The organism is Pseudoalteromonas sp. Bsw20308 (assembly GCF_000310105.2).
In the GTDB taxonomy this organism is placed as follows: Bacteria; Pseudomonadota; Gammaproteobacteria; order Enterobacterales; family Alteromonadaceae; genus Pseudoalteromonas; species Pseudoalteromonas fuliginea.
Window position 1 is genome coordinate 2,753,824 of the sequence record NZ_CP013138.1, and the last position, 16,016, is coordinate 2,769,839.

Annotated in this window: 19 protein-coding genes; 11 read left to right on the plus strand and 8 right to left on the minus strand. The window is 38.7% G+C overall.

Going from position 1 to position 16,016, the window contains the following annotated elements; all coding sequences use genetic code 11:
* Positions 1–184: 184 nt before the first annotated feature.
* The 8 genes from miaB (at position 185) to D172_RS12080 (ending at position 7,836) form a co-directional block, all read left to right on the plus strand.
* Positions 185–1,633, plus strand: coding sequence for a tRNA (N6-isopentenyl adenosine(37)-C2)-methylthiotransferase MiaB (miaB, locus tag D172_RS12045; protein WP_007378278.1), 1,449 nt, complete (start codon positions 185–187; stop codon positions 1,631–1,633).
* A 50-nt stretch (positions 1,634–1,683) separates the two neighbouring features.
* On the plus strand, positions 1,684–2,742 hold the full coding sequence (locus D172_RS12050; protein WP_002958543.1) for a PhoH family protein: 1,059 nt from the start codon (positions 1,684–1,686) through the stop codon (positions 2,740–2,742).
* A 4-nt stretch (positions 2,743–2,746) separates the two neighbouring features.
* Entirely contained in the window at positions 2,747–3,205 is a 459-nt protein-coding gene (gene ybeY, locus D172_RS12055) for an rRNA maturation RNase YbeY (protein ID WP_007378277.1), read from the plus strand.
* Positions 3,206–3,227: 22 nt separating this feature from the next.
* Positions 3,228–4,112 carry a CNNM family magnesium/cobalt transport protein CorC gene (corC, locus tag D172_RS12060; RefSeq protein ID WP_007378276.1) on the plus strand — a complete coding sequence of 295 codons (885 nt, stop codon included), beginning with the start codon at positions 3,228–3,230 and terminating at the stop codon, positions 4,110–4,112.
* Complete coding sequence (lnt, locus tag D172_RS12065; protein WP_007378275.1) at positions 4,093–5,643, plus strand: apolipoprotein N-acyltransferase; 1,551 nt, start codon at positions 4,093–4,095, stop codon at positions 5,641–5,643. The genes corC and lnt overlap by 20 nt, the downstream gene beginning before the upstream one ends.
* Before the next feature lie 166 nt (positions 5,644–5,809).
* Positions 5,810–6,394 carry a MalM family protein gene (locus D172_RS12070; RefSeq protein WP_007378274.1) on the plus strand — a complete coding sequence of 195 codons (585 nt, stop codon included), beginning with the start codon at positions 5,810–5,812 and terminating at the stop codon, positions 6,392–6,394.
* 27 nt (positions 6,395–6,421) lie between these two features.
* Positions 6,422–7,165: a lipoprotein gene (locus D172_RS12075; protein ID WP_237113674.1), complete on the plus strand. Its 744-nt coding sequence runs from the start codon at positions 6,422–6,424 to the stop codon at positions 7,163–7,165.
* Entirely contained in the window at positions 7,162–7,836 is a 675-nt protein-coding gene (locus D172_RS12080; RefSeq protein ID WP_007378272.1) for a hypothetical protein, read from the plus strand. Before D172_RS12075 ends, D172_RS12080 begins: the two co-directional genes overlap by 4 nt.
* A 66-nt stretch (positions 7,837–7,902) precedes the next feature.
* Here the strand turns inward: D172_RS12080 and D172_RS12085 are convergent, their stop codons facing one another.
* From D172_RS12085 to D172_RS12100, 4 genes are all read right to left on the minus strand, one after another.
* Positions 7,903–8,772 (minus strand): alpha/beta hydrolase, encoded by an 870-nt coding sequence (locus D172_RS12085; protein WP_007378271.1) that lies wholly within the window; start codon positions 8,770–8,772, stop codon positions 7,903–7,905.
* An 89-nt stretch (positions 8,773–8,861) separates the two neighbouring features.
* Positions 8,862–9,152 (minus strand): type II toxin-antitoxin system RelE family toxin, encoded by a 291-nt coding sequence (locus D172_RS12090; RefSeq protein ID WP_007378270.1) that lies wholly within the window; start codon positions 9,150–9,152, stop codon positions 8,862–8,864.
* Positions 9,142–9,393, minus strand: coding sequence for a type II toxin-antitoxin system Phd/YefM family antitoxin (locus D172_RS12095; protein WP_007378269.1), 252 nt, complete (start codon positions 9,391–9,393; stop codon positions 9,142–9,144). Before D172_RS12095 ends, D172_RS12090 begins: the two co-directional genes overlap by 11 nt.
* An 87-nt stretch (positions 9,394–9,480) precedes the next feature.
* Positions 9,481–10,491, minus strand: coding sequence for an RDD family protein (locus tag D172_RS12100; RefSeq protein ID WP_007378268.1), 1,011 nt, complete (start codon positions 10,489–10,491; stop codon positions 9,481–9,483).
* A gap of 188 nt (positions 10,492–10,679) precedes the next feature.
* Between D172_RS12100 and D172_RS12105 the strand changes: the two genes are divergently transcribed.
* Positions 10,680–11,111: a hypothetical protein gene (locus D172_RS12105; RefSeq protein WP_205986636.1), complete on the plus strand. Its 432-nt coding sequence runs from the start codon at positions 10,680–10,682 to the stop codon at positions 11,109–11,111.
* A 65-nt stretch (positions 11,112–11,176) separates the two neighbouring features.
* On the opposite strand, the gene D172_RS12110 is transcribed toward D172_RS12105, so the two are convergent.
* Positions 11,177–12,550 (minus strand): MATE family efflux transporter, encoded by a 1,374-nt coding sequence (locus tag D172_RS12110; protein WP_033023806.1) that lies wholly within the window; start codon positions 12,548–12,550, stop codon positions 11,177–11,179.
* Between the two features lie 154 nt (positions 12,551–12,704).
* On the opposite strand from D172_RS12110, the gene D172_RS12115 reads away from it, so the two are divergent.
* Positions 12,705–13,532, plus strand: coding sequence for an AraC family transcriptional regulator (locus tag D172_RS12115; protein ID WP_007378265.1), 828 nt, complete (start codon positions 12,705–12,707; stop codon positions 13,530–13,532).
* Between the two features lie 17 nt (positions 13,533–13,549).
* Here the strand turns inward: D172_RS12115 and D172_RS12120 are convergent, their stop codons facing one another.
* Entirely contained in the window at positions 13,550–14,131 is a 582-nt protein-coding gene (locus D172_RS12120; RefSeq protein WP_058230554.1) for a LysE family translocator, read from the minus strand.
* 193 nt (positions 14,132–14,324) lie between these two features.
* On the opposite strand from D172_RS12120, the gene D172_RS12125 reads away from it, so the two are divergent.
* Positions 14,325–14,849 carry a CIA30 family protein gene (locus D172_RS12125; protein WP_007378263.1) on the plus strand — a complete coding sequence of 175 codons (525 nt, stop codon included), beginning with the start codon at positions 14,325–14,327 and terminating at the stop codon, positions 14,847–14,849.
* A 21-nt stretch (positions 14,850–14,870) separates the two neighbouring features.
* Here D172_RS12125 and D172_RS12130 read toward each other — a convergent pair whose 3' ends face one another.
* Positions 14,871–15,398: a hypothetical protein gene (locus D172_RS12130; RefSeq protein ID WP_007378262.1), complete on the minus strand. Its 528-nt coding sequence runs from the start codon at positions 15,396–15,398 to the stop codon at positions 14,871–14,873.
* A gap of 144 nt (positions 15,399–15,542) precedes the next feature.
* Entirely contained in the window at positions 15,543–16,016 is a 474-nt protein-coding gene (locus D172_RS12135) for an FKBP-type peptidyl-prolyl cis-trans isomerase (RefSeq protein ID WP_007378261.1), read from the minus strand.

The following is a 16,016-nucleotide window of genomic DNA, read 5'->3' on the forward strand; positions in this document are numbered from 1 at the left end:
TATCCCTAACAGCACATTAAACTGGCCTCGTATTGATTTGAGATCACAAACATGAAAACTATACTTGGATCTGGGCGGGTATCCAGCTAAAATACGCGTCCTTTAAGTGAGCATGCTTGCTCCTTAATCCTGTTTCTAGCACATTTTTGTGCCACTATCGAATTGAACACGAGGCAATATTTCAATGAGCAAAAAGCTGCATATTAAAACCTGGGGTTGTCAGATGAACGAATACGACTCTCAGAAAATGGCTGAACTTTTAGATGCCACTAACGGCTACCAGCTAACTGAAGATGCAACAGATGCCGACGTAATCTTACTCAACACCTGTTCAATTCGTGAAAAAGCACAAGAAAAAGTATTTCACCAGTTAGGTCGTTGGAAGTTGTTAAAAGACGACAAGCCAGATTTAATAATTGGTGTAGGTGGGTGTGTTGCTTCACAAGAAGGTGACTCTATTCGTCAACGTGCGCCATTTGTAGATGTTATTTTTGGCCCACAAACACTACACCGTTTACCAGAAATGATTAAACAAGTGCAAGGCGACAAAGGCTCATCGGTTGTTGATATTTCATTCCCAGAGATTGAAAAATTTGACCGCCTGCCAGAGCCAAAAGCTGATGGCCCATCTGCGTTTGTATCAATTATGGAAGGCTGTTCTAAATACTGTACTTTTTGTGTTGTACCTTATACTCGCGGCGAAGAAGTTAGTCGCCCAGTAGATGACGTATTACTTGAAATTGCACAGCTTGCTGAGCAAAACGTACGTGAAGTTAACCTATTAGGCCAAAACGTAAATGCATACCGCGGAGACACGCACGATGGCGAAATTTGTTACTTCTCAGATTTAATTCGTCTTATTGCTGCTATTGATGGTATTGACCGTATTCGTTACACCACATCGCATCCGGTAGAATTTACGCCAGACATCATTGAGGTTTACGCCGATGTACCAGAGCTTGTAGATCACTTACACCTACCAGTACAAAGTGGTTCAGACCGTATATTAAACCTAATGAAACGTGGCCATACGGCAATTGAATACAAATCGACAATTCGTAAGTTACGTAAAATTCGCCCTAACTTAAGCATGTCGTCAGATTTCATTATTGGTTTTCCAGGCGAAAGTAAAGAAGACTTTGAAGCAACCATGAAGCTTATTAGCGACATTGGTTTTGATATGAGCTTTAGCTTTATTTACAGTGCGCGCCCAGGTACGCCAGCGGCAGATTTACCAGATGACGTAACAGAGCAAGAGAAAAAAGAACGCTTATACTTACTACAAAACCGTATTACACAAATGGCGCAGCAAATTAGCCGTCAAATGTTCGATACAGAGCAACGTATCCTTGTTGAAGGTCCTTCTAAGAAGAACCCAATGGAATTACGTGGCCGTACCGAAAACAACCGTGTAGTAAACTTTGTTGGCCCGCACACAGTGATCGGACAGTTTGTTGATGTACGTATTACCGAAGCACTGCCTAACTCTTTACGTGGTGACTTAATTCGTACAGAATCAGAAATGAACTTACGACGTGAAGTCGCTCCTTCAGCTATTTTAACTAAAGCTGCAGCTGCAGAGCCAAAACCAGACACTGTTAACGAAATTGGCGTAGCTACTTTCGTTCCTTAGTCACACAATTAGCGCCAGTTAACGCTGGCGCAGTACGATAGGAAGCAATTTTGAGTAATCAGTTAAAAACGTTAGAGATTTATTTAGAACCTGCCGATAACAAACGCCTTTCTTCTTTATGTGGCCCGTTTGACGAAAACATCAAACAAATTGAACGCCACCTGGCTGTTGAAATAATTCACCGTGACAACTTTTTTAAAGTAACCGGTAAACTACACAACTGCGCCGGCGCTGTAGAAATCTTAAAAAACCTTTATGTTGATACTCAACCAGTGCGTGGTGTTTTAGGCGAAATAGAACCCGACGCCGTTCATTTAGCTATTACCGAATCAAAAGCCTTAGAGCAAGATGCATCAAGCAGCGCTTATGGCAAAGAAATGGTGATTAAAACCCGCCGTGGTGTTATTAAACCACGTAACGACAACCAAGGTGTTTATGTGGCTAATATTTTAAACCACGACATTACCTTTGGTATTGGCCCTGCTGGTACTGGTAAAACTTACCTTGCAGTTGCTGCCGCCGTTGACGCCCTTGAGCGCCAAGAAATACGCCGCATATTATTAACGCGTCCTGCTGTAGAAGCGGGCGAAAAGCTTGGCTTTTTACCAGGCGATTTAAGTCAAAAAATAGACCCATACCTGCGCCCTCTTTACGATGCGCTTTTTGAAATGCTAGGTTTTGAAAAAGTAGAAAAACTCATCGAAAAAAATATCATCGAAGTCGCACCGCTTGCTTACATGCGCGGACGTACTTTAAACGATGCCTTTATTATTTTAGATGAAAGCCAAAATACCACCGCCGAGCAAATGAAAATGTTTTTAACCCGTATAGGGTTTAACTCAAAAGCGGTGATTACAGGCGATATTACACAGGTCGATTTACCTCGTGGCACACGCTCAGGCCTTCGCCATGCAATTGAAGTGCTTGATGGCGTAAACGAAATTAGCTTTAACTACTTCAAAGCCCACGACGTAGTACGCCACCCTGTTGTAGCACGCATAGTTGAAGCCTACGAGCGTAACGACGAAAGCGAGCGACTTAAGCGCATTGAAAAGCAAAATGCAAAAGACGCACTCGCTGCTCTTCAACAGCCTACTACTAAAGAGTAATACTTTGACAACCGAACTTGATTTACAAATAGCCTGTGAGTTTGACAACCTCCCAAGCGAAGAGCAATTTGCACTATGGGCCGACAAAGCCCTTAGCCAATACCGTGACGAGTCAGAACTCAGCATCGTTATTAGCGACGAAGCGCAATCGCAACAACTTAATAACGACTATCGCGGTAAAAATAAACCAACCAACGTACTGTCGTTTGAATTTGAAGCACCACCCGGAATAGATATTCCTTTGGTTGGTGATTTAATTATTTGCCCAGCCATTGTATTAGCTGAAGCAATTGAGCAAGAAAAGTCATTTCATGACCACTTTGCTCACATGGTTATTCACGGATGCTTGCATTTGCTTGGATTTGACCATATAAAGAGTGACGATGCTTTAGAGATGGAAAGCATAGAAAAGCAATTACTTGCAGAGCTAAACATAGCAGACCCATACCGGGACGAAATTTAAATTAACGGAGCAATTAGACGCAATGAGCGACGGTAACTCGCAATCTAGCCAGGGTTCTTCTGGCAAAACGTGGTTGGGTAGAATAGCCCAAATGTTGCAAGGGGAACCCCAGAATAGAGAAGAGCTGGTCGAAGTTATTGCCGATGCGCAAGAACGAGACGTAATCGATCCAGAAACAAAAGAGATGATAGAAGGTGTGCTTGGCGTGTCTGAGCTTAAAGTGCGAGACATAATGGTTCCGCGCTCACAAATGATCACTCTTGAGATCGACAGCCCGCTTGAAGAGCTAATTCCAATGATGGTCGATTCAACTCACTCACGTTTTCCAGTGGTGATTGAAGACAAAGACCATGTAGAAGGTTTTTTACTCGCTAAAGATTTGCTACCGCTTATCTTAAATAAAGACGAGCACTTACCATCAATACGCGATTATTTACGCCCAGCTATGGTAGTGCCAGAAAGCAAACGTGTTGATACATTGCTAAATGAATTTCGTCAGCAACGCTACCATATGGCCGTTGTTATTGACGAATATGGCGGCGTATCGGGCTTAGTAACGATTGAAGATATTCTTGAAATAATTGTTGGCGAAATCGAAGATGAGCACGACGAAGAAGAAGAACATCAAGATATTCGTCAACTTGCTAAACATGTTCACGTAGTGCAAGCACTCACACCTGTAGATGACTTTAACGAGCACTTTAAAACAGGTTACAGCACAGACGAAGCCGACACTATTGGCGGGACTGTACTGCACGCATTTGGCCATATGCCAAGTCGTGGTGAAACGATTGATATAGAAGGTTACCAATTTAAAGTAACCAACGCCGACAATCGTCGTATTTTGCAACTGCAAGTCACCGTTCCTAAGGCTGATGATAACGACATTGAAGAAACTGCTAACTAGGCTTACCGTATTAGCAAAAGATAAAAAAGCATGGCTCGCACTCGTTGCGGGCCTTATTTTAACTTTTGGCTATGCCCCCTTTGAAATTTGGCCCATCGTATTTATTAGCCTTGCAGCCATAATTTTTTGCATCAACCCAAATAATACCGGTAAAGCACACGCAAAAAGCGCCGCTAAGTATGGCTTTATATTTGGCCTAGGCTGGTTTGGTGCAGGTATAAGCTGGGTACATGTTTCTATTGCCACCTTTGGCGGCATGCCGCTTATTGCGTCGCTCTCGTTAATGGCCTTACTGTGTTCATACTTAGCGTTATTCCCAGCCCTTGCCTTTTGGGCAACTACTCGCTTTGCCACAGGCCCTAAAAGCTTTGGCGCATTACTAATTGCCTGCTTTGCAATTAGTGAGTATTTACGTGGCACTGTACTTACCGGTTTCCCGTGGTTAAGTTTTGGCTATACACAAACCGATGGACCTTTTAGGCTGCTTGCCCCTTATATTGGCGAGTTTGGCTTAACACTTACCTGTGTCGCTATTGGCTTTGCACTGTATAGACTTACCCAAAAAGATATTAAAACCCCAGCACTTACTGCCTCTGCTGTTGCGCTTATTTTTACAGGTGCAAACACCACAGGCAGTATTCATTACACTGATAAAAACATGTCAGTATTGCTTGTACAAGGCAACATACAGCAACACTTGCGCTTTGAGCCAAGTGAGTTTTGGACCACAATGAGCAAATACCAAGATATGACGCGCCCACATTGGGATGCCGACTTAATAGTATGGCCAGAAGCCGCAGTGCCTGAAATAGAAATGCTTGCCGATTCCTACCTAGCCAATTTAGACAGTGCCGCCTCGTTTAATAAAACCGCCCTTGTAACCGGTATTGTTGACTACCAGCGAGACACCAAAAACATATTTAATACACTTATTGTTGTCGGTAATAAAGAGCGCGGCGACGAGCATGGGCATTACCATTACCTTGATAAAAACCGCTATCAAAAACACCAGCTACTACCTATTGGCGAATTTGTACCTTTTCAAGAATTTTTGCGCCCTATTGCCCCATTATTCGATTTACCTATGTCGTCGTTTACGCGTGGCGACAAAGTGCAAAACAACTTACGCACCAATGGCTATAACTTACTCCCTGCTATTTGCTACGAAATAGTATTTGCAGATTTAGTACGCGGTAATTACAAAAGCAACTCCGATCTACTCTTTACTGTCAGTAACGATGCCTGGTTTGGCGACTCCATTGGGCCTTTGCAACATATGCAAATAGCCCGCATGCGGGCGCTCGAACTACAGCGCCCTCTAGTGCGCGTTACCAACAATGGTGTAAGCGCCGTATACGATCCCATAAGTCACACACAGCAAACCATGCCTCAGTTTGAAGCTACCATATTGAAAGCCAATATTAAGCTTATAAAAGGCGACAGCGTGTACAGCCAATACGGCAATGTGTTTGTGTGGGGATTTGTGTTGTTGATGGGAGTTGTTGGTGTTTTAATGCGATTTAAAAACTAAAACTTACTAAATATCAGAGGCTTTTATTAGTTAAATTAAAGACTAAACTTGTGTGATTTGATCATACTTAGCTTTATTTACATTGAGTTACATATTAAAAACTTATGTGTTTCAGTATTATTTTATATTAGTTACTATTCATATATTGATAATAATTAAAATATTTATGAAAAAATTAACAAGCATAACAGTCTTAGTCATATTATTGTTTGGCTGCGCTAATTCAGCTAAAAATGATCTAGCAACACTAAAAAGTACCCCTGTATGCTGTGCTAACTTGAGCGATATTTCATTTGCAACCCAGCAAATAAAAAAACTGACTACTTTTGATTTAAAAAACCAGCCCATTAGAGTTTTTAACGAAGCCAAAAGCCCATTTATTGCAATTGAAAAACCAAACAATAGTCGCTTTGTTCAGGTGTTCAGTTACGCCAATGGTGTTTTTATTCAAACCGCAACAATGGTTTACCCACAATTACTGATTTTAGATAAATCAAAGCAGGTTATTAAACACCTTAAACCTTATGAAGCATGGCAAAATGGCTTACCAACAACATTAGATTTAGCGGGTAATCTATATTACAAAACTCAATTCACTCTACCAGAAGAAGCCAAATACTTAATTTTTTATACTGATAGCAGTTTGAATAATAAAAAAACCACAATCAATTGGCGCTCACAAGTCGGGGGAAGTGAATATAGACAACTTACTCTCACATCGTTCGCAAAAATTGGTATCAAATTACTTTAGTTTTACACTCGTTTATTAGGAATCATTATGAGATATATTTTTACTATTCTTATCCTTGTCATATTAAGTGGGTGTAACTCCTCACCAAACTACATGAATACGGCGCAATTAAAAGCAAACCATCAGGTACTCGGGTTTGGCGGTTTTTATGTTGAAGAAGATCTCACTTACTTTGAACTACAATTAAAAAATCATTATAAAGCACCTATAAAAAAAGCACTTGAATCGCGTGGTTTTAAAGTAGTAGACGCCAGTGAAGTTTATACTGAATTTAATCAATTATTAGATAGTGCTGACGGCTTATATGACCCACTTACAGGTCAAGAAAATGAAAACCTACGAAATGAACTCTGGAAAAAAGCGCTTGCCACTACAAAAACTAAACTAGGTATAAATGCATTTGTATTTGCAGGTGTTGATACCGTACGCGCACATTTTACTAACAGTATTTTATTAGGCCACGTAGCCAAATGGTATGGCCAAGAAGAGTCTTACCTCGAAGGTGGAGCCGATGGTGGTGATATATTTGTATCATTATTTCAAAACGAACAAGGTTATGTGCCAGGCAGCAGAGTGTATATCCGAATTAGAGATGAGCAAGACATACTTTTAACTATGGGCTCTGGAGGCATTGAGTTAGTGGCGCAATTTAACAGTGATGAAGAAATTATTGTTAAAGATGCCGATAAACTATTTAAAGATCCTGCAAAATTAAATAGCGCATTACAATTTGCATTAGAGACAATTGACACCTGGAAGACGAAAAAATGATAAAGCACATTTTTATCATCATTGCTTTGCTCAATTTAGTCGGTTGCAAACTAATTCAATACAACAGTGACCCTAAAGTGACAGCGAATGCAATTACATTCGCCAAGCCGGCAACTCATAGCAACCTAGCCTATATATGGTTACCAACAGCCAATACCGGCAACAAAGCACTCTACAGAGAAGCATTTGATAATAACGTTACCAATTTCTCAAAAAAATATACATTGACCAACTTAAACCCTCAAGCACAAACATTATTTAATGACTTTGTAATTGGGCAAGGAGGCGCTTTTAATACAAAAACAGGAACACTCGAATCAGAGCGAATACAAGCAGCTATACAGTTTACGTTTAACAATATTAAGCAAGCGTATCCAAACATTGACACTCTCTTAGTTATTCACCCCAAAGAAAATTCAATTAAAATAGTAGATGGTACTGCTACTTGGAATGGTGTTGAGCAGCAAGTATTGACAAGATCAAGAAATTCAGTTGAATTCAGACCTGCAATTAGTCTTGTCCTACAGTATTATGATGACGTTGAAAAAAATAATTTTCATGAGGTTGGCCTAGATCTGCATGCCCCGGATTTAACTGATAACAATAAATATGAGCGGATACTTAAACATATTTTATCCCCTATAGTCTTGTTAAATACAAAAGTAAAATAGTCCTCGAACACCCAATAATGAACTAAAAATTTAGTTCGTTATTAGGTTTTGCTCTATAGAACTCTATTAACGCTCAATTACAGCTGCGTGTTCAAGTAACTTTCTCAACCCATAATACCAACTAAGTCCAGCAACGGTGCCGTGCGTCTCGCTTTCAAAATAACGCTGTGTTACTTTTAAATTTTTACTGCGGTGATTGCTCAACTTTTCTGCAAACGCTAAACCCCATTTGTAATTTGTTTTACCTATTTCACCAAACGCCGTAGCATTATTCGCAAAGGTAAAATACACATTCCCTGCCATCTCTTTGTTTTCAAGTTGGTTACTTTTAAAGTAGCGGTTTAGATAATTATTATCCCAGATATATGTAGCATCAATTATTAAATAATCTGTAAATAATGTGTGATTAGTCAAAAGTACATAACTTGCGAACAAGCCGCCGAAAGATTCGCCAATTAATACCCGCTTATTTGATGTACGGTAATTTTTATTAATGAAGGGAATAAGTTCTTTTTCAAAAAAAGCGGTGTAGTTTGCAGCATTGCCAATGTTTTCAAATTTTTCGAGTAGCTTACCGTTAAAAGTCCAATCGAAATTGGTAGGGGTAAAGTCGCGCTCTCTTATCGCATTTTTACTGTTAGGAATAGCAACAATAATAGCTTCTTGTATTTGCTGCTCTAGCCGCTCTGTACTGAGCGCTTCCACCAGTCCAGCAACTGCTTTTAAATGGGTTGGGTCACCATCAAGCAGGTAAATAACAGGATATACTTGATTCGGGTTTTTACTGTAACTTAGCGGTAAATAAACACTATAATTACGCTGTTCATTTAAAATACTAGATTTTAGCTGATAGGTTTTGGCTAAAATAATAGACTCTGAGGCATTTACATTTACTGTAAAAAATAAATATAAAAATATTATTGATAAGACTTTCATACATATCCTTGTATTAATAACAAACCAAGAAGGAACGTCTGGCCTTCTTTCAACAATCAAAACACCGCTTTTATTGCTAAGCAGCCAAGCTACTCCTTAATTCGTGACGTTAACTTTTTATATATTGCATCTTTATTACGCTTACCAATTGCCAGTACATAAACCACTACCTCGTTGTCAATAACTTCGTAAGCTAGGCGATACCCTGCCGTACGCAATTTTATTTTGTAAACATTATCGAAGCCGCGTAATTTAGAGGCTGGCACATGCGGATTATCTAAGCGCTCAGTAAGTTTCTTTTTAAACTGGCTTTTAAGTGGTGGCGCAAGTTTTTCCCACTCCTTTAAGGCTGCTGGTAAAAACTTTAGCTTATAAGTCATCTATACTAACTGCAATCGCTTGAGATAAATCGCCTCTGCGGCTCTCAACAACTTTAGTTAGTTCATAATCATCCAGTTGCTCCATAAGTAGCTCATACATTGCTGCAGGTACTAAGTAAGCAGCAGGCTTGTTATGATTTAATATGGCTATTGCAGCGCCATCTGCTTCATTTAAAAGCGCTGTTGGATTTTTTTTAAGTTCTGAAATACTTGCCGAACAGTCAGCTAAAACTTTTCTCATAAAACACCCAAAAAGAACTAAATTAAGCCCTAATTTTAGACCTTTTTTTATTTATAGCTATTCTTTTTTATAATCTTGTTAGTTTTTTTACTCTTTCACTGCATCTATAACTGTTTCAACATCCACAACTTGATTCAAGTTACCTTTAATAACCACAGTCGCTGATATTTTATCTTGAATGGCTTGCCTGTTTGGGTCCCAATATATCTGTAAAAATCCCAATAACCCGGTGGCAAAGCCTGCTCCGTAGCCGCCGTACCGGCCAAAACAATCTAATAAACCTAATGGCTCGCCGCTTAAGGCAACCACACGAATATTACAAACCTTTTTACCCGGTGTTTGGCCGCGCCAAAGCAGCGAGAACAACGTAAAGTAAACAGCAGCCCAACCAAACCCTAAGCCTAAGTCTTGAATAATGCCTTTGCTCCACTGCAAAATACTATTTGTGGTTGTTTGTGCAGGTTTTTCTTCTATTAACTGCGCAGGCTTTATTTCGTTATTTTCACTGAGTACTAAAAGTTGTAAAAGTACGGTAGCAAGGTGTGGGCTTTGTAGGTCGTCCATTTCTGCTAATTTGGGAACTTGCCCTATTAAATTATCAAACGCGTTTTGTTGGCAAGGTTGCTCACAGCTTTCATCAGCTGTTTGCGCTAAATAAGTATTTACCCGTTGTTTTTCTGTGGCGGTAAGCTGTATTTCATCTTGTATTTTTACGCCCTGAACAGCTAAACCTTGATCAGTGTTATCGTCTTCTAGGTAATCAATGCCAATTGAAAGCACAGTAAGTGCGCTTACAAATAAAATACTTGCTGCCGTTATTTTTAAGATTCTTCGCCACACATTCGACATTTTTGGAAGGTATTGCTGTGCCGTACCTTTATAAAAAGCCATTGCAGCAACAAACGCTATTAAAGCAGCGCTAAGCTTGGCTGCTAAAAATATCAGTGCAACATCAATAATAATAGCTAGTGCACGCCGGATTGGCGTAGCTAAAGGCAAGCCAAGTAAAGCACTGTCAATTTTAAAGGCGTAGGGGGTAACAACTTCTCGGGTTTCAGAATTTGATAATTCTAATTGTTCTATCTCTTTGGCTTTCATTTATTTTCTTGTTATTAAAATAGGTAACCCGGTTAACTTACGCGTTTTTTATTTTTTGCTCAACATTAACTTTTACCCCAGTTTACTAAAAGTATCGTCTCGGCTAATTGGATAAAAGGAAATATAAACCTCAAATTACAAACATTAGGTTAACATCATTTACGAATGTACCTCTTGAACATATATTAATGCTCGAATTTCTTTCATCCTTAAAATTGAATCTGAAAAAATTAAATAAGATATCGCTTCGAGGCTCTCCTCTTGTTTCATCAGTAGGCAACAGCTATGGTGAATATATTGAGAGCGCTTTGATACAAGAATTAAAACTAGCAAAACTATGGTCTGGTGTTGCAACAAAGCAAGTCTCGGGAAAAGTAATTGAGCAAGACATTGATGTAACAGGTTTCTCTGAAGGCAGTGCGTTTATAAAAGTTAAATTTACTGTATCAGATGGCGATATTACTTTATTTGATAAGGTAATATCTGCCGAACACACTTTCGACTCTTCTTTTCTCGGAGCAATTGCAATACCAAACGGGCAGCGAAGTTATGTAGAATTAGTTCAAAAATTGCTTACGAATCTATACGCTGATGAAGAATTTATAGCTTCAATAAAGTAAATAAATAAAGTAAAAAGGAGCTTTATGATTTCATACAGCTCCTTTTTTATATTACATAAATTTATTTACTTTAAAATTACTAAGCGCTCATCAATAAGCTCACTTTTAGGTAAGCGATACCTAAACTCTCTGCGTAATAACACAAAACTAATAACTGCCTGAACAACAACTGTGCTTGCCGATAAATACCACAATTGCGTTAAATTAAAGCCATCCATTTGGCTTAATAAAAGAGCTGGTAAAACAAATAAAATAATCCGCAGTGTAGTACTATAAAGTGAAGGGAGTGTGTTACCGAGAGACTGAAATAGCCCCGAACACGTAAACACTATGCCCGTAGGAATAAAGTTAATACAAATAATTTGTAAAAATGTAGCTGCAACTAAAATAACATTTTGATCATCAGTGAACCCTTGCACTAGTAATTCTGGAATAAAAAAGCAAACTACGCTTAACACTGCCATTAAACTACATGTCATTAGGGCTGACCAAAAAAAGGTTTCTCGGACACGGTCAAATTGCTTTGCACCAAAATTTTGACCCGCGACGGCTGGTGCAGCAAACGCAATTGCCATTGCAGGTAAAAACAATGACTGCATTATGCGAGAACCTAAACCAAAGCCAGCTTGGGCTTCAGGTCCAAAATGTTGAATTAACCAATAAATTAACCCCATATATGCAAACATTAAAAAGAATTCACCTCCTGCGGGTAATCCAATCCCTAATAAGCGCTTTATAATAGCGCTATCTACGCGCCATAAACTGACTTTAAAGGTAACAAACTTTTCAGCCTTAACAAAGTATACGCATAGCATTACTACCGCAACAACTACCGAAATAGTACTTGCCAACCCAGCTCCGGCTATACCCATTGGAAAGTCAGTTCCCCAACCTATAATTAAAATAGGAGATAAAATAATATTGACGATAATAGACAAGGTTTGAATCAACATAGTTGGCTTAACAATACCGGCTCCTCTTAACGCAGCACTAACTGCAACTAAAGGAAACTGCAATGCCATACCCGGCAAAAACCAATGCAAATAACGTTGTCCCGCTTCAATTGTTGCAAGGTCTGTTGAAATGCTAGTTAAGTATGTATCAGACCCTAAATAACCTAAAAACATGACAACCAAGGCCATTAAGCTAGCCAGCATCATACTTTGATTAAACACTGCATTTGCATCTTTGGCATCTTTTCGACCCGCTGCATGAGAAATCAACGCGGTTGTTCCCACATTAAGAATTTGCGTGAGTGCAAAAATTAAAAACATTGCATTACCCGCTAAGCTGAGTCCTGCTAAAGCATTTCCACCTAAATTACCTACAAAATATAAATCAACTAAAAAATACAATGTTTGAATTATCATTCCTATCATCATAGGAATAGCCATTTTGATTAAATGCTTCGGTATGGAGCCACGAGTTAGATCATGCATATTATTATCTTAACCATTAATAAGAATAGTTATCATAACAAGTTGCGTGCAATTAAGCATACTTTTAATAGTTATGGAAAGGTGTTTTATATAGCGTGAATTTCATACTACAACTTTGCTATACTGGCGGTAAGTCTTCATTAAAAGATTCATTATGACTCCTTCAACATACCCTCTTTTTTGGCGAGATAACGCCCTACCTTATGTAGAACTAAGGCAAGTTTTGGATGGTCGAAAAGTAACTTACGCCGCCCATTCTCATGCTCAGTGGTCAATTGGTGCTATTTTAGAGGGCCAAAGTGAATTTATTTGTGAAGACAAACTTTACCAAATAGATAAAGGCACTTTAGTGCTAATGAACCCCGATGCTGTACACGCATGCAACCCCAACCAAAACTCGCCCTGGGCTTATTATATGATGCATGTAGATAAAAGTTGGTTAGCTCAATTGCTTGTTAAGTTTAATATAAGGGCAAGTAACCACTGGTGTAATAGCCAACCTGATACATTAACAACCCCTGTATTTTACCAGCAGTTTGTTTTAGTTTGCCGAAACCTTATGTCGAATAAGCTGTCTTCTTTAGAAAAAGAGTCTTTACTTAGCCAGTATTTGATTACGTTATTTGAATACATCGATAGCACTGATATTAAAGAAAATACGTGCCTACCTCCTAATAGGCTGTATAAAGTTGCAAACTACCTCGCCCTTTATTGTCAGGATGACGAACCAATTAAGGTTATTAGCAAAAAATTTGGCTTTAATACTAGCTACTTGATACGTACATTTAAACGCCACTTCAATATGAGTCCACATGCTTATCGGATAAATCTGCGTATACAACTAAGTCAACAAGCGCTTAAGCAAGGCGATGCCATTTCAACGGTGGCTCAAAATGCAGGATTTAGTGATCAAGCTCATTTTCAACGTGTATTTAAACAGCGGGTTGCTGCAACACCAGCACAATATCGACGCTGTATTTAGAATAAAAACACATTAACTTATAATAAAAAGCAACTCCCGGCAAGTAACACTGCCAATGCTTTATTCATAAAACGTATTTTTGCAGGACTTTGAAAGTACTGCCCTAGCACTATACCTATCCATACCCACATGCTCAGCGACAACCAGCAAATTGGTAAATACACACTGGCAAACGTAAACACTTCAAATAGCTCTGCATTAGGGATGTAAGTCGCAATTCCCGATAGTGATGCTAACCATGCTTTTGGGTTTAGCCATTGCATGATTACCCCAGTAATAAAGGTAGGTGAACTTTTATTACTGTCTGAGTTTAATTCACCATTATCTACAAATAATTGATAACTTAAATAAAGTAAAAAAGTAATACCAGCCCATTGCAATACTTCAGTGATCCATTGCAATTTATCAAGAAGATAGTTTAAACCCCATCCAATAACTAAAAACAAAAAAATAAACCCAAGTGTTGCACCGGTTATAAACATTAAGCCAGTTCTTAGCCCATACCGTGCGCTGCTCAATGAAACTAAATTAACTGGCCCTGGCGATAAAGACGCAGCTAATGCAAATAACGACATTGACATAATTAAAGATAAAGTCATGGTTCACTTTCTAATTAATTCAAACTGATGGTGAGTGTCTACATTAAATAGAGGCTGGTATTGAACAAAATTGACTTAATCAAATAAAAGTAAGTTATTTCGCGCATATCAATACTAGTTTTTAATTTTCAGCATTGTGAACTATTAATATTTTTAGTCGTATCAATAAATTGTTAATTCATTAGGATCGACCATGACCACTAAACAGCTTTCGTCACTGTTTGTATTTAACTTAGTCTTAGCGACAAGCGAGGCCAATGTAAATCAACAATGGTATGTTATTAACGACTCTGTAATGGGCGGCGTATCTAATAGCCAAGTAACAAAAACACAAGATAGCTTGCTGTTTACAGGCAATGTTTCGCTTGCTAATAATGGCGGTTTTGCATCAATACGTACCGAAATTGACACGCAAGATCAAAACTCAAAAACTATAGCGCTGCGTGTTAAGGGCGATGGGAAAATCTATCAGCTTAGGCTCAGAACAACTACTTACCTTGATGGCGCAGCGTACATCCACTCATTTAAAACAATAAAAAGCGAATGGGTAGAAATCAACTTTACCCCTAGTGATTTTACTTTAACGTATCGCGGACGAGTGCTTGAGCAACAGCCTATTATTGATTTTGGTGATATAAAACAGCTAAGCTTTATGATTGCAGGTAAGCAAGAAGGTAAATTTAAACTTGAAGTGAGTAAAATCGAATTTAAAAGCTAACCCACCAGCATGTTAGTGGCGCTATACAGTATAGTCGTGATCGCCCCGCCTGTTCATTTCACTAATAACCAGCTCAACCATTTGTTGCTTTATTGCCGCTTGCTCTGATTTTAACTCCCCTAATTGCAGCTCTAACATATCTATTTGCTCTTGCTGTTGCGTGTTTTTATATTTTTTAGAACCTAAATGCTCAGCGTCTAAAGTTAAACTCGCATCACTTTCATCTAGCTCACTTGCTGAAGTATTTATAGTTAAACTACGTTGTACGGGGCTTTGTTTAAGTTTATTAATTTGTTCTTGCAGCGCAATAACTCGCCCAGTGAAGTGTTTATATACTTTTTCGAGATTTTTATACTGATCGCCAAATGTTGCGTTATCTTCACTGTATTTTTGCGCTTTGGTATCTAAAAACTTTGATAACACATATTTTGGCTCTTCCTCATTCTCTTCCTCACTTCCTTTTTCAACAGCTAGTTTATCTGATTGCGCTAAAGGTTGAATATTTGAGCTGTGTACTTGGTATGGAATGGGAGCCGCTGAAATCTTCATTATTTTGTCCCTAAAATAGCTTACCTCTTTTATAGGTATCGACCTCGTATTAAAATCCTTGAGTAAATTTTATTGTTAGCTAAAAACAAAAAGCCCCACTTTATTAAAGTAGGGCTTAGTAGTTTATTACTTCAAATAAAATTACTATTCAATTGCCAGTAACTCTACTTCAAAAATAAGTACTGAGGCAGGTGGAATACTGCCTACACGTTTTTCGCCATACGCTAATTGATGCGGTACATAAAACGTGTATTTATCGCCTGGGCTCATCAACTGTAGGCCTTCGGTCCAACCTTTAATCACTTGGTGCAAACCAAAACTAATCGGTGTTTTACGCTCTACTGAGCTGTCAAACACAGTGCCGTCGATTAGCGTGCCATGATAATGCACGTTAACCATACTTGTTGAGCTTGGTGTGTTTTCACTCTCACCTTTATGCATTACTTTGTACTGTAAGCCAGAAGCTGTTTCTACTATACCTTCTACTTTTGAATTAGCGGCTAAGTAATCTGCCCCTATTTGCGCATTTATGCCTGCTTGTTGTTTTGCTTTTTTACTATTTTGAAATATTAAAAAACAAAAAATGGCGATAACCACCGCCAAAATTATATTGATCAT

Coding starts and splice junctions, on each gene's coding strand:
- D172_RS12100 (WP_007378268.1), bottom strand. CDS start 10,491: ATGAAAGCCAAAGAGATAGAACAATTAGAATTATCAAATTCTGAAACC.
- corC (WP_007378276.1), top strand. CDS start 3,228: ATGAGCGACGGTAACTCGCAATCTAGCCAGGGTTCTTCTGGCAAAACG.
- D172_RS12085 (WP_007378271.1), bottom strand. CDS start 8,772: ATGAAAGTCTTATCAATAATATTTTTATATTTATTTTTTACAGTAAAT.
- D172_RS12095 (WP_007378269.1), bottom strand. CDS start 9,393: ATGAGAAAAGTTTTAGCTGACTGTTCGGCAAGTATTTCAGAACTTAAA.
- D172_RS12090 (WP_007378270.1), bottom strand. CDS start 9,152: ATGACTTATAAGCTAAAGTTTTTACCAGCAGCCTTAAAGGAGTGGGAA.
- D172_RS12075 (WP_237113674.1), top strand. CDS start 6,422: ATGAGATATATTTTTACTATTCTTATCCTTGTCATATTAAGTGGGTGT.
- D172_RS12115 (WP_007378265.1), top strand. CDS start 12,705: ATGACTCCTTCAACATACCCTCTTTTTTGGCGAGATAACGCCCTACCT.
- miaB (WP_007378278.1), top strand. CDS start 185: ATGAGCAAAAAGCTGCATATTAAAACCTGGGGTTGTCAGATGAACGAA.
- D172_RS12110 (WP_033023806.1), bottom strand. CDS start 12,550: ATGCATGATCTAACTCGTGGCTCCATACCGAAGCATTTAATCAAAATG.
- D172_RS12125 (WP_007378263.1), top strand. CDS start 14,325: ATGACCACTAAACAGCTTTCGTCACTGTTTGTATTTAACTTAGTCTTA.
- D172_RS12080 (WP_007378272.1), top strand. CDS start 7,162: ATGATAAAGCACATTTTTATCATCATTGCTTTGCTCAATTTAGTCGGT.
- D172_RS12070 (WP_007378274.1), top strand. CDS start 5,810: ATGAAAAAATTAACAAGCATAACAGTCTTAGTCATATTATTGTTTGGC.
- D172_RS12130 (WP_007378262.1), bottom strand. CDS start 15,398: ATGAAGATTTCAGCGGCTCCCATTCCATACCAAGTACACAGCTCAAAT.
- D172_RS12120 (WP_058230554.1), bottom strand. CDS start 14,131: ATGACTTTATCTTTAATTATGTCAATGTCGTTATTTGCATTAGCTGCG.
- D172_RS12105 (WP_205986636.1), top strand. CDS start 10,680: ATGCTCGAATTTCTTTCATCCTTAAAATTGAATCTGAAAAAATTAAAT.
- D172_RS12135 (WP_007378261.1), bottom strand. CDS start 16,016: ATGATCAATATAATTTTGGCGGTGGTTATCGCCATTTTTTGTTTTTTA.